The organism is Lentimicrobiaceae bacterium, from assembly GCA_023227965.1.
Lineage (GTDB): Bacteria > Bacteroidota > Bacteroidia > Bacteroidales > JALOCA01 > JALOCA01.
On the sequence record JALOCA010000003.1, the window covers coordinates 141,351 to 154,489 of the forward strand.

The following is a 13,139-nucleotide window of genomic DNA, read 5'->3' on the forward strand; positions in this document are numbered from 1 at the left end:
ATAATAAATGAATCATCCGGCTAAAGACAAGAAAATCATATTCAGAAATCAAAAAGAAACATTATTACAACAAAAGGGAAAAGTAATTTGGCTTACAGGTTTACCTTGCTCGGGAAAAACCACCCTTGCCGTTAGGTTAGAGAAAGAATTGTTTGACAAAGGGTTTTTAATCCGTATCCTTGACGGAGACAACGTTCGTACAGGAATTAATAATAATCTTGGTTTTTCGGAAGCCGACCGGCTGGAAAATATCCGCCGTATTGCAGAGATTTCCAAGCTTTTTGTGGAATGCGGTGTGATTACTATCAATGGTTTTGTAAGCCCAACAGAAAGCTTACGAACGATGGCAAAAGAAATTATTGGCGATGAAGATTTCATCGAGGTTTATGTAAACTCTCCGCTGGAAGTTTGTGAGCAACGCGACGTTAAAGGTATGTATAGGAAAGCACGTGCCGGTATGATTAAAGAATTTACCGGCGTTTCCTCGGTTTTTGAAGAACCGCTGCACGCTGATATTGAAATTCGCACCGATTTGCTCAACATTGAACAATCTGTAATGAAAATTCTTGAATATATTTTGCCCCAAATAAAATATGATAATGTCTGATCGTTATTCTCTTAACCATTTACGCGAATTAGAGTCGGAATCCGTTTTTGTAATACGGGAAGTAGCTGCCCAGTTTGAACGTCCGGCTTTGCTTTTTTCCGGAGGTAAAGATTCCATCGTTCTTACCCATCTTGCTTACAAGGCTTTCTATCCGGCAAAAATTCCTTTTTCCTTGCTGCACATTGATACCGGACATAATTTTGAAGAAACACTGACTTTCCGCGACGAACTGGCAAAAAAATTAGATGCAACCCTGCTCATTGGCTCGGTACAGGAATCTATTGACAACGGCAGATGTGTGGAGGAAACAGGCTACAATGCAAGCCGCAATGTTTTGCAAACGACCACTTTGCTTGATTCTATTGAAAAATATAAATTAGATGCCTGCATAGGCGGTGGCAGACGCGACGAGGAAAAAGCCCGCGCCAAAGAACGTTTTTTTTCGCACCGCGACGAATTTGGACAATGGGACCCCAAAAACCAACGACCCGAACTCTGGAACATCTTCAATGGCAGAAAACGTTATGGCGAACATTTCAGGGTATTTCCTATCAGCAACTGGACCGAAATGGACGTTTGGCAATACATTCTTTTAGAAAATATTGATTTGCCAAGTCTGTATTACACCCACCAGCGCGAAGTATTTTTCCGCGATGGCATCTGGCTGGCAAAGGCTCCTTTTATGAAGTTGAAACCAAATGAAAAATATGAAACCATGCAAGTTCGCTGTCGTACCATAGGCGATATAACCTGCACGGGACTTGTTCCTTCTACCGCCAATACCCTTGAAGAAATTATTGAGGAAATAGCCGCTACTCGCATTACCGAACGTGGAGGACGTTTCGACGATATGCGGTCAGATGCCGCTATGGAAGACCGAAAGAAGGAAGGATATTTTTAAAGCTGTGAGCTTTGAGTTGTGAAAAATTTTTGATTCCCATAGCTCCAAACTCTTAGCTATTTTATTGTAACATGCAAAATTAAGCACAAAGAATGACCAATTTTTCGAGTAAGGGATATTTAGATATGGAACTGTTGCGGTTTACCACCGCTGGTAGTGTGGACGATGGCAAAAGTACGCTGATAGGCCGCCTGCTTTACGACAGCAAATCCATTTTTGAAGATCAGTTGGAAGCCGTCCGGAAAGCAAGCATCCAAAAAGGAAATCAATACATAAACCTTGCACTACTCACCGACGGCTTGCGGGCAGAACGTGAGCAGGGCATCACCATTGATGTGGCTTACCGCTATTTTGCTACTCCGAAACGGAAATTTATCATTGCCGACACCCCCGGACATACGCAATACACCCGTAACATGGTTACCGGTGCTTCTACTGCCCATGCCGCCCTTATCCTTATTGATGCCCGAAATGGCGTTACCGAACAAACCTACCGCCATTCTTTCATAGCCTCCCTGCTGCAGATACCTCACATTATTATTTGTATCAATAAAATGGACCTGGTAGATTACCGGCAAGATGTTTTTAAAAAAATAGAACAGCAATACCGGCAGTTTGCCCAAAAACTCAGTTTGAAAAACCGGATTTTTGTACCCATCAGTGCACTAAAAGGAGATAATGTGGTGGATGCCTCCTCCATGATGCCATGGTACAAAGGAAAAGCTTTACTGCAGGTTTTGGAAAGCATCCCGGTAGAAAATCACATGAACGAAACGGAAGCACGTTTCCCGGTACAATACATTGTCCGACCCATGTCTGATAAGTTCCACGATTACCGTGGCTATGCCGGAAGAATAGCTGGAGGCATTTTCCACAAAGGCGACAAAGTTACCATACTGCCTTCCGGGTTAAACTCCGTTATAAAATCTATTGATGTTTGCGGCAAGCAGCTACAGGAAGCCTTTTCGCCCATGTCGGTTGCCCTTACGTTGGAAGACGACATTGACATAAGCCGGGGAAATATGATTGTAAAACAAAACGAGCTTCCTCGTAGCGGGCAGTACCTGGAAGCGATGCTGTGTTGGATGAACCCAAAACCTATGCACCTGAACGGCAAATATGCCCTGAAACATACTACCGCCGAAGTGCGTTGCATCGTGAAAGATATCATTTATAAAGTAAACGTAAACACATTGGAAAAACAGGAAAGCGATGGTGCCCTGCAGATGAACGACATTGCACGGGTAGCCTTACGCACCACCCATCCACTGTTTTACGATGCATATACCCGCAACCGGATTACCGGAAGCTTAATCATGATAGATGAAGCTACCAATGAAACCGTAGGGGCAGGGATGATCATATAGCAACAATATTCAACAAACAATCTCCAATTTTCAAAAGCCAAACTGTCAAGTTATTTTAGGACTAGAAACACTCCCGATACATCTTTAGTAAAGCTTCTGTCTGCCATTAGGACGCTAAGATAAAGGAAAGAGAGTTACGGTTTAATTTCAAACCAGGAAGAAAGAAGAGATAAAAAAAGAGGAACATAATTATATGTCTCTTTTTTCGTATAAAATTCTGTTATATTGCTGCCTGGAACTGTCGCAGGAAGCGTAGATCATTTTCAAAATACAAACGGATATCTTTAATATTATAAAGCAGAAGCGTCATTCTTTCAATGCCTATGCCAAAGGCATATCCTGTATATTCCTTACTATCAATTCCGCAATTTTCCAGCACGTTGGGATCCACCATTCCGCAACCGAGAATTTCTACCCATCCGGTATATTTACAGATATTGCAGCCTTTGCCGCCACAGAAACAGGAAATATCCATTTCGGCAGAAGGTTCGGTAAACGGAAAATACGAAGGACGCAGGCGAATTTGGGTATCGGCGCTGAACATCTCTTTTGCAAAATACAACAGGGTTTGCTTCAGGTCGGCAAACGATACATTTTTATCAACATACAAACCCTCCACCTGATGAAACTGGCAGTGCGAACGGGCGGAGATAGCTTCGTTGCGATATACCCTTCCGGGGAAAATAGCCCTGATGGGCGGTTTCTGACTTTCCATCACGCGGATTTGCACGTTGGAAGTATGGGTGCGCAAAAGAATATCGCCATGTATATCATCTGTTTTCCGGATGAAAAATGTGTCTTGCATGTCGCGGGCGGGATGTTCGGGCGGGAAGTTGAGGGCAGAGAAATTATGCCAGTCGTCTTCAATATCCGGTCCTTCTTTTACTACGAACCCAATATGACTGAAAATATCAATCATTTTACTGCGTACCAACGAAATAGGATGCCTTGAGCCGGGTGCATAAAATTCGGCGGGAAGGGTGAGGTCAATGCCTGATTTTTCTGTGTTTTTTTCTTCAAATGTTTCTTTATAAGCATCTATTTTCTCCTGTGCCTTAATCTTAAGTTGGTTCAGCAGCATGCCTGTTTCCTTGCGCAATTCTGAAGACACGATCTTAAACTCATCGAATAAAGCAGAAAGCAAGCCTTTTTTTGCCAGGTACCTGATACGGAACTGCTCGAGTTGTTCGGCTGTTTGGGGTTTGAAATCCGCTATTTCTGCCAATAGGTTTTGAATTTTTTCTTTCATCAGGTAATTATTCAAGTATTGTTATCGCCATTTTCACCTCTTTCAGGGGCTTGTTATTTTTATCAACGGGTTGTTCGGCAATGATGTCCACCACTTCCATTCCCTGTACCACCTCACCAAACACGGTATAGGCGTAATCAAGGTGGGGCGAACCACCTTGCGTTTTGTAAATATTTCTTTGTTTAGCAGTATATTTTTTCCCGTGCATTTGTTCGAACCGGTCGAGTTCAGCATCGGTAAATGTTCTTCCAAATAATTTAGTTGTATTAACATGCGGTTTAGCCTTGCTATTGGTTGTGTCCATTGTTACAGGAAACCGTAAATTCCCCTGCACTATGTAAAACTGCGAACCCGAGGAACTTCGTTGAGGATTTACCTGGTCGGGGGTACGGGCGGCGCAAAGGGCTCCCCGCTTATGAAAGAGGGTGTCAAAAAGTTCGGCAGGCACGGTATAACCTGGGTCTTCCTTGCCATTTCCGCCACGTCCGCCCTGTATCATAAATCCTTTTATCACCCGGTGAAAAATTGAACCGTTATACCAGCCCTGCTTTGCATTTTTTATAAAATTGTCGCGGTGCAAGGGAGTTGCATTGTACAATACGGCAACGATATCACCATAGTCAGTGTGAATTTTTATTTTGGTAAGCTTCTCCTGTGGGTCTTGTGAAAAAGCAATAACAGGAAGTAATATTATTATACAAAAAAAAGCTAAAACAATTTTTTTCATTTGTCGGAATATGATTATGCTTTTGGATTAGAAAATTAATTAAGAACTTTAACGGTCATTTTCACGTCTTTAGTGGGACGGTCGTTCATTCCGGTTTGTACGGCAGCAATTTTATCAAGGACATCCAATCCATCAATTACTTCACCGAATATGGTATAATTTCCGTCGAGAAAAGGGGTTCCGCCCTGGGTAGTATAATAAAAACGTTGTTTTTCGGTAAACTTCAGAGGTGGGGTTTTGGCATATTCAGCTTCAACTTTGGGAGTGAAATCGGTCAGTAATTTTTTAAAGGCTATGGTGTCCTTTTCTTGTTGCAATTCAATGAATGTTGCCTTAATGGAAACATTTTCGGGCAGTTGTAACAATTTTTCGAAAATATTTTGTTTTCTGCGCATGTTCAGTTCCTGTTCCATCTGTTCCAGTTCTTCTGGTGTAAACACTTTTCCCTGCACAATATAAAATTGCGAACCGGAAGATTTTTTCCCTGGATTTACATTGTCGCCTTCGCGGGCAGCAGCAATTACGCCTTTTTTATGGATAAGAGTATCAATGATTTCGGCAGGAAGGTCGTAGCCGGGTCCTCCGTTGCCCAACATGGCTTCGGGCTTTGCATTTTTTGAATCCGGATCACCGCCCTGTATCATAAATTTCTTGATAACACGATGAAATAAAGTACCATCGTAAAATTTTTCTTTGGTAAGTTTAATAAAATTATCGCGATGCTTGGGGGTTTCGTCGTATAGCCGTACTATGATGTCGCCATATTCAGTGCTTATCATCACGGTGTTTTTGGGATATTTTTTGGCACAGGAAGCCAATACCAAAACGATTGCAATTAAGAGAAACGATTTTTTCATTTGTAAATAATTTAATTAACAGGGCTTGCAAAAGTACCAAAATTTATAAAAAGAGAAAAGTGGATAATTTTCGTAATATTTACCCAGGAATGATTAAATTTACATCAAAAAAACATGGCTGAAATTCACACAACCGGAAAAGAAGGAGAAAACCTTGCGGTGGAATTCTTGAAAGCAAAGGGGTATAAAATTCTTGCCACCAACTGGCATTTCGGGAAGATGGAAATTGACATTGTAGCGCAGGATAATGATTTTATTGTTTTTGTAGAAGTAAAAACACGACATTCCACGCTATACGGGGAGCCTGAAAATGCTGTAAACAGAGATAAACAACGCTTCCTGGTACGGGCAGCCCAGGCTTTTATCGAGATAAAAAAAATAGAATGGGAAGCACGTTTCGACATCGTTTCGGTAATTTTTTCCTCCACCGGGCACAATATCAATCATATTCCCAACGCTTTTTATCCTACCTTACAGTAAAACTTCACTTTTTTGCGCCCCGTTTTTTGCGAATCATACTTCTTTCCGGGTTAGACATTGTTGATACTGTTTTTGTTGTGGTTGCAAGTTTGTTAGCACCAGAATTTGCTTTATTTTTTCATTGTTAAACCAATAGCAAAATTTAGAGCATCTTGTTCAGGAACAATTAAAATCACTGCAAGCTGAAATCCGGGTTTTACAAAAACGAAATGCATTCTTCGAATTGGGAAAAACAACACCTTAAAGAGGGAAAATCCCTGCTTATAAAATAACCTCTTGCTACCGCCTGACATATCCAGCCATTCTGCTAACCTCTGTTTCCCAAAATCTATTACATTTGCAATCCTGTTTTTTGCCCTTCTGTTTTTAGATAACATTACTGAAAACAAGGCAATAAACCACTAATTCCAATTTTTTAACCCCCAATTCCTTTTGCAAAGTGGATTATAATTTTAACGAAGTAGAAAAAAAATGGCAGGAATACTGGCTCGCCAGCAAAACCTTTAATGCCAAAACCGATTCTGATAAACCCAAATTTTATGTACTCGATATGTTTCCTTATCCTTCGGGAGCAGGGCTGCACGTCGGGCATCCGCTCGGATACATTGCTTCCGATATTTATGCACGTTACAAACGCTTGAAAGGCTTTAATGTGCTGCATCCCATGGGCTACGATGCCTATGGATTGCCGGCAGAACAATATGCCATCCAAACAGGCCAGCATCCGGCTATCACCACCGAAGTTAATCTTGCCCGCTACCGCGAACAGATGGATAAAATCGGGTTCTCCTTCGATTGGGATCGCGAAGTACGTACCTGCGACCCGGATTATTACAAATGGACACAATGGACTTTTATTCAGCTTTTCCATTCGTGGTTTGATAAAGATTTGCAGAAAGCACAGCCCATCAGCCGGTTGGTAGAGGTTTTTGAAAAAGAAGGCAACGCCGGCGTACATGCTGCCTGTAGTGAAACGCCACAGTTTACTCCGGAAGAATGGAAAGCAAAAACCGAAAAGCAACAGCAGGAACTGCTTATGAACTACCGCCTTGCTTATTTAGCCGATACCATGGTAAACTGGTGCCCCGAACTGGGAACTGTGCTTGCCAACGACGAAGTTAGCGAAGGTTTTTCTGTACGTGGCGGCCATCCGGTGATCCGGAAAACCATGAAACAATGGTCGCTTCGCATTACTGCCTATGCCGAACGTTTGCTTAATGGTTTAAACGATATTGACTGGTCCGATTCCATCAAAGAAATACAAAAAAACTGGATTGGTCGTTCCGAAGGTGGAAGCATTAATTTTCACCTCCCCCTGACCCCCTCCAAGGGAGGGGGAAGTCCCCGGTATTACACGACAGATCCTTTAACATGGTCAACTTCTGTTGTAAATGCTCAGGAAATGAGAAAAAATCCAACGGAAGCAGAAGCCATCCTCTGGAATTATTTAAAAGCAAAACAAACAGGTTATAAAATACGCCGCCAACATCCAATCGTAAATTACATTGCAGATTTCGTTTGCATCGAAAAGAAATTAATAATTGAAGTTGATGGTGGAATTCATGAGCAAACAAAAGAAGAAGACGAAGAAAGAACCAAAGTTTTAAACGAATATGGCTTTTCTGTCATTCGTTTTAAAAACGAAGAAGTAATCGGAAACATAGAAGATGTCGTTCAAAAAATTAAGTACGAACTTTCTAAGAAGAAAGTCCTCCCCTTTGGGGAGGATTCAGGAGGGGTGATTGAAATATTTACTACTCGTCCTGACACCATTTTTGGTGCTACCTTTATGGTTTTAGCTCCGGAACACGAACTGGTGGATAAAATTACTACACCCGAATGCCGCGAAAAGGTGGATGCGTATGTAAACTTGGCAAAAAACCGCTCCGAACGCGAACGCATGTCGGAAGTGAAAAAGGTAAGTGGTGAATTTACCGGCGCTTATGCCATTAATCCTTTTACCGGAAAATCTATTCCCATCTGGATTGCCGACTATGTGCTGATGGGTTACGGAACCGGCGCCATCATGGCTGTGCCGGCTCACGACAGCCGCGACTTTGCTTTTGCACGCCATTTCAATTTGCCCATCATCCAGGTTATCAGCAAGCCGGGCGAAGAGCCTACCAACCCTGCCACCTGGGACGAATCGTATGATTCCAAAGAAGGTATCTGCATCAACTCCGGTTTCATCACCGGGATGAAGGTGAAAGATGCCATCCATGCCATTCTCCGCAAAGCGGAAGAAAAGGAAATTGGTACCGGACAGGTAAACTACCGGCTCCGCGATGCTATTTTCAGCCGACAGCGTTACTGGGGTGAGCCATTTCCCATATATTACAGGTATGGAATGCCTTACACTCTTCCGGAAAGTGAACTTCCGCTTCGCCTTCCCGAAGTGGATGCCTATCTGCCTACCGAAAGCGGCGAACCTCCGCTTGCCCGCGCCAAAAACTGGACATACAATGGTTATCCTTTAGAAACCAACACTATGCCTGGTTTTGCCGGAAGTAGTGGCTACTACCTCCGCTACATGGATCCCCGCAACAACGAAGAATATTTTTCCAAAGAAGCCGTAAATTACTGGCAAAATGTAGATTTATACATTGGAGGTGCCGAGCATGCTACCGGGCACCTTATTTACGCCCGTTTCTGGAATAAATTTCTGAAAGACCTCGGACTTTCTGTTGCTGAAGAACCGTTTAAAAAATTAGTCAACCAGGGAATGATCCAGGGACGTTCCAGTTTTGTTTATCGTGTAAACGGAACCAACCAGTTCGTTTCCTTCAATCTTAAAAAAGATTACGAAGTACAGCCTTTACATGTGGATATCAACATCGTAGATAATGACGTCCTCGATATTGAAGCTTTTAAAAAATGGCAGCCACAGTTTGCCGATGCCGAATTTATTCTCGAAAATGGAAAATACATCTGTGGCTGGGAAGTGGAAAAGATGTCGAAATCGAAACACAACGTTCAGAATCCGGATGATTTAATCGAGAAATACGGTGCGGATACGCTCCGGATGTACGAAATGTTTCTCGGTCCGGTGGAGCAATCAAAACCATGGGATACCAAGGGAATTGAAGGCGTTTTCCGCTTCATCCGCAAGTTCTGGAGACTTTTTCATGATGCAGACAACAACTTCTGCGTAAGCAATGAACAGCCTACCACCGCCGAATTGAAGGTGCTTCACAAAACCATTCAGAAAATCCAGGACGACATCGAACGGCTTTCATTCAATACCGGTGTGAGTACCTTCATGATCTGTGTAAACGAACTTTCCGACCTGAAATGTAACAAACGTGCCATCCTTCAGGATCTGGTAGTGCTGATTTCACCTTATGCACCGCATATCGCCGAGGAACTCTGGCAGTTGCTTGGCAACCAGCCCAGCGTGGTTTATGCCCGCTTCCCGGAATTTAACCCCGCGCTGATCGTGGAAAACAGTTTTAACTATCCGGTTTCTTTCAATGGGAAAATGCGTTTTTCGCTCAGTCTTCCGGCAGACATGCCTGTGCAGGAAGTGGAAAAAGCTGCTCTTTCGGCTCCCGAAGCCGCCCGATGGCTGGAAGGCAAAACACCCAAAAAGGTGATTGTGGTTCCTAAAAAAATTATAAACATTGTGATTTAACGCTTGTTGCCGGGAGTTTGGTGCAATTAGTTATGATAATAATTGATTATGTTTTACCGTTTGTTACTGATGATAATCATTAGAATTTATCCGATAATTCGTAATTCGTAATTCGTAATTCGTAATTAATTTCCTTTGCTTTTAAACTCTCCCAGTTCCGGTTAAACCGTAATCTGTCAGGTTTTTAAACCCGTAATTTGTAATTTTTAATTCGTAATTGATTCCCGTAATTGATTTTACTTTGGAACGCTTTTTGATTTCTTTTTTATGTAAATTTGACAAATGAGAAATATTCTGTTCACCGGGCTTTGGATTTTACTGTTTTTATCACCTCTCATTGTTTTTCCCCAAACTTATCGCACTGTAAAAAATGATGCCTTCAAACGAGGTGAAAAATTTACCTTCCGCGTTTATTACGATTCGTTTATCACTGGTAAAGTAACTGCCGGTTCTGCAACTCTCGAAGTTACCCAAACCCAGAAACCATTCTACAACCGCAATACCTATCACGTTGTGGGTGTTGGAAAATCTGCCAAATTTTTCGACTGGTTTTTCAAAGTAAACGACCGCTTCGAAACATATTTCGACGAAGAATCTTTTGCTCCTTATTATTTCGTACGGCGAACTCGCGAAGGCGGTTATACCATAGATGACGATGTTTACTTCCGACATTTGAACAATACTGCCAGAAGCCGCAAAAACATTACCCCCGTCCCTGTCAATGTTCAGGATATCCTTTCTGCTTATTACTTTGCCCGTACTCTCGATATTTCAAATTTATCTCCCGGAGATTATATTAAAATACCCTTTTTCCTCGACGATACTACTTATGTGTCGGCTATTCAATATGTGGGAAAAGAAATCGTTAAAACTTCACTCGGTAAATTTCGTTGTCTTAAACTCAAACCTATGGTTGCTACCGGCGAAGTCTTCAGCAATCCCTATCCCATGACCCTTTGGATTTCCGATGATAAAAACCGTATTCCCATACTTGGGCAATCGGCAGTGGTGGTCGGAAATGTTAAAATGGAACTGATAAATTTTTCAGGACTTTCAAATCCTTTTACTTCAAAAATTAAATAATACCATGAAATCAAGGCTCATTATTCTTTTTATTTGTTTGCCCATTTTTGTTTTTTCTCAGAAATTTAATTACGAAAAACAATGGGAAAAGATTGATTCTCTCGATAATGCAGGTCTTCCCAAATCGGCGTTGGAAATTGCAAATTCCATTTACAAAAATGCAAAGGCAGAAAACAATGCTCCGCAACTGGTAAAATCCGTTGTTGCCAGGCTGAAATATTCTTCCGATTTTGAAGAAAATGCGCAGGAGAAAAATATTCAGATGCTTCAGCAGGAAATTGCTGCCAGCACCTTTCCGGTAAACAATATTCTGCATTCCATGCTGGCGGAAGTGTATTGGAATTATTACCAGGATAACCGCTATCTGATTTTGAACCGGAGTGTTACTATGAATATTAATTCTGAAGATATAAAAACCTGGGATTTGCAAAAGTTTGTCCTCGCCGTAACGTCCGAATTCCAGCTTTCGTTGCAGAAACCGGCTGAATTGCAAAAAATTCCACTCAAACTGTACGATCCCATCATGGAAAAGCAACAGGATTCCAAGAAATACCGCCCAACACTTTACGATTTCCTTGCTCACCGGGCCGTCGATTGTTTCATGAACGACGAAACCGGTCTTACCCAGCCGGCTTACAAATTTGAACTCGCAAATACCGATTTTTTTAAACCCGTCAGCGATTTCATAAAACTGAATATCACCACTAAGGATACGCTTTCGCTGAAATTCCATGCGTTGCAGATTTTGCAGGAAATTCTTTGTTTCCACCTGAACGACGCCGATCCTACGGCTTTGGTGGATGCCGACCTCAAACGTCTTGATTTTGTTTACCAAAATGGAACCATGGAAGGCAAGGACAGTCTCTACCTCGAAAGTTTAAAAAATCTTTTAAACAGGGTTTCTTCTCATCCTGCTTCTGCAGACGTGTACTTTACCCTTGCCAGCCAGTGGAATGGAAATGGAAATAAATATCAGCCTCTTGAAGATGAATCGCACAAATGGGACAGGAAGGAAGCTTTGAAATATTGCGACGAAGCCATTCAGAAATTTCCGGAAACGGATGGGGCAAAGAAATGTAAAATTTTAAAAACAAATATTTTAGATGCCAGCCTGGAACTTGTTACCGGAGAAGCCAATGTCCCGGAAAAACCTTTTTTAGGTTTGCTGACGTATAAAAATACCGGGGAAGCCTTTATCCGCATCGTTCGCCTTGATGGCCGGGAAGATGAAAAAGTGATGGAACCTAAAGATGAGCTGAAAAAATACCTGAAAATGACGGTGGAAAACCAATTCAGTGTAAAACTTCCCGATGACGGCGACTTTCAGTATCATGCTGCAGAAATTAAATTCCCATCCCTGAAAGCCGGAAAATATGCCGTCATCGTTTCAAAAGACAATGGTTTTTCTATAGAGAAAAACACTATTATTTTCAATACGTTATGGATTACCAACATCAGTTATATAAGTCAGAATACAAATAAAAAGAGCCTGAACGTGTATGTTTTGCACCGCGAAGAAGGCCGTGCGCTGGAAAATGTTCAAATCAATGCCAGTTACCGCGAATATAATTACCAGACCAGCAGTTGGAAAAAACAAGCGTTGGGAACCTATACTACCGATAAAAACGGCTTTGCAGAAATTACCGCTCCTGATAAAATGCCGAGTCAGAATAATATTTCTTTGGAATTTATTTCAGGAAACGACAGATTCAATCCCCAAAACTCTTTCTATCTTTCTCAATACAAGCAGGAACGTAATAAGCGCCTGCAAACTTTCTTTTTTACCGACCGCGCCATCTACCGTCCGGGACAAACGGTTTATTTCAAGGGAATCATCATTGAAACCGATGGCATTAGCAATGCCATCAAAACCGGGCAGAAAACCAGCGTAACCTTTTATGATGCCAACGGACAAAAGGTTTCCGCCCATGATTTTACCAGCAACGAATATGGTTCTTTCCAGGGAAGTTTCACCGCACCGTCGTCCGGGCTTACGGGAAACATGCGAATCAGCAACGAGAACGGAAGCACTGAATTTTCGGTGGAAGAATACAAACGTCCGAAGTTTGAGGTAACTTTTGAACCGGTGAAAGGCAGCTACAAATTGGGCGAAACGGTAAGTGTGAAAGGGAAAGCTACCGCCTATGCCGGAAATGCAATTGACAATGCGCAGGTGAGCTACCGTGTGATTCGCCGCACCCATTTTCCGTACTTCGGCTGGTGGTGCAGATGGATTC

The 13,139-nt window shown here is 42.1% G+C and carries 11 protein-coding genes and 1 pseudogene; 7 read left to right on the forward strand and 5 right to left on the reverse strand.

Annotated features, from left to right (window positions below):
* Window positions 1–7: 7 nt before the first annotated feature.
* The 3 genes from cysC (at window position 8) to M0R21_02140 (ending at window position 2,875) form a co-directional block, all read left to right on the forward strand.
* Window positions 8–607 carry an adenylyl-sulfate kinase gene (cysC, locus tag M0R21_02130; GenBank protein MCK9616612.1) on the forward strand — a complete coding sequence of 200 codons (600 nt, stop codon included), beginning with the start codon at window positions 8–10 and terminating at the stop codon, window positions 605–607.
* Window positions 600–1,508: a sulfate adenylyltransferase subunit CysD gene (gene cysD, locus M0R21_02135; GenBank protein ID MCK9616613.1), complete on the forward strand. Its 909-nt coding sequence runs from the start codon at window positions 600–602 to the stop codon at window positions 1,506–1,508. The genes cysC and cysD overlap by 8 nt, the downstream gene beginning before the upstream one ends.
* A 92-nt stretch (window positions 1,509–1,600) precedes the next feature.
* Window positions 1,601–2,875: a GTP-binding protein gene (locus M0R21_02140; GenBank protein ID MCK9616614.1), complete on the forward strand. Its 1,275-nt coding sequence runs from the start codon at window positions 1,601–1,603 to the stop codon at window positions 2,873–2,875.
* A gap of 220 nt (window positions 2,876–3,095) precedes the next feature.
* Here the strand turns inward: M0R21_02140 and pheS are convergent, their stop codons facing one another.
* From pheS to M0R21_02160, 4 genes and pseudogenes are all read right to left on the reverse strand, one after another.
* Window positions 3,096–4,124, reverse strand: coding sequence for a phenylalanine--tRNA ligase subunit alpha (gene pheS / locus M0R21_02145; protein ID MCK9616615.1), 1,029 nt, complete (start codon window positions 4,122–4,124; stop codon window positions 3,096–3,098).
* 7 nt (window positions 4,125–4,131) lie between these two features.
* Window positions 4,132–4,572 (reverse strand): peptidylprolyl isomerase, encoded by a 441-nt coding sequence (locus M0R21_02150; GenBank protein ID MCK9616616.1) that lies wholly within the window; start codon window positions 4,570–4,572, stop codon window positions 4,132–4,134.
* A pseudogene (locus M0R21_02155) lies at window positions 4,573–4,674 on the reverse strand (peptidylprolyl isomerase).
* A gap of 212 nt (window positions 4,675–4,886) precedes the next feature.
* Window positions 4,887–5,708, reverse strand: coding sequence for a peptidylprolyl isomerase (locus M0R21_02160; protein MCK9616617.1), 822 nt, complete (start codon window positions 5,706–5,708; stop codon window positions 4,887–4,889).
* Window positions 5,709–5,822: 114 nt separating this feature from the next.
* On the opposite strand from M0R21_02160, the gene M0R21_02165 reads away from it, so the two are divergent.
* Window positions 5,823–6,188: a YraN family protein gene (locus M0R21_02165; protein MCK9616618.1), complete on the forward strand. Its 366-nt coding sequence runs from the start codon at window positions 5,823–5,825 to the stop codon at window positions 6,186–6,188.
* Between the two features lie 110 nt (window positions 6,189–6,298).
* On the opposite strand, the gene M0R21_02170 is transcribed toward M0R21_02165, so the two are convergent.
* Complete coding sequence (locus M0R21_02170; GenBank protein ID MCK9616619.1) at window positions 6,299–6,565, reverse strand: hypothetical protein; 267 nt, start codon at window positions 6,563–6,565, stop codon at window positions 6,299–6,301.
* A gap of 62 nt (window positions 6,566–6,627) precedes the next feature.
* Here M0R21_02170 and leuS point away from each other — a divergent pair, with 62 nt between their 5' ends.
* From leuS to M0R21_02185, 3 genes are all read left to right on the forward strand, one after another.
* Entirely contained in the window at window positions 6,628–9,819 is a 3,192-nt protein-coding gene (gene leuS / locus M0R21_02175; protein MCK9616620.1) for a leucine--tRNA ligase, read from the forward strand.
* A gap of 282 nt (window positions 9,820–10,101) precedes the next feature.
* Complete coding sequence (locus M0R21_02180) at window positions 10,102–10,902, forward strand: DUF3108 domain-containing protein (GenBank protein ID MCK9616621.1); 801 nt, start codon at window positions 10,102–10,104, stop codon at window positions 10,900–10,902.
* Between the two features lie 4 nt (window positions 10,903–10,906).
* Window positions 10,907–13,139 (forward strand): MG2 domain-containing protein (locus M0R21_02185; GenBank protein ID MCK9616622.1); only part of this gene is annotated, 2,233 nt, incomplete at its 3' end.

What these genes read in the sequence shown, in the direction of transcription:
- M0R21_02160 (MCK9616617.1), bottom strand. Translation starts at nt 5,708, where the DNA reads ATGAAAAAATCGTTTCTCTTAATTGCAATCGTTTTGGTATTGGCTTCC.
- M0R21_02165 (MCK9616618.1), top strand. Translation starts at nt 5,823, where the DNA reads ATGGCTGAAATTCACACAACCGGAAAAGAAGGAGAAAACCTTGCGGTG.
- M0R21_02140 (MCK9616614.1), top strand. Translation starts at nt 1,601, where the DNA reads ATGACCAATTTTTCGAGTAAGGGATATTTAGATATGGAACTGTTGCGG.
- pheS (MCK9616615.1), bottom strand. Translation starts at nt 4,124, where the DNA reads ATGAAAGAAAAAATTCAAAACCTATTGGCAGAAATAGCGGATTTCAAA.
- cysC (MCK9616612.1), top strand. Translation starts at nt 8, where the DNA reads ATGAATCATCCGGCTAAAGACAAGAAAATCATATTCAGAAATCAAAAA.
- cysD (MCK9616613.1), top strand. Translation starts at nt 600, where the DNA reads ATGTCTGATCGTTATTCTCTTAACCATTTACGCGAATTAGAGTCGGAA.
- M0R21_02180 (MCK9616621.1), top strand. Translation starts at nt 10,102, where the DNA reads ATGAGAAATATTCTGTTCACCGGGCTTTGGATTTTACTGTTTTTATCA.
- M0R21_02170 (MCK9616619.1), bottom strand. Translation starts at nt 6,565, where the DNA reads ATGTTATCTAAAAACAGAAGGGCAAAAAACAGGATTGCAAATGTAATA.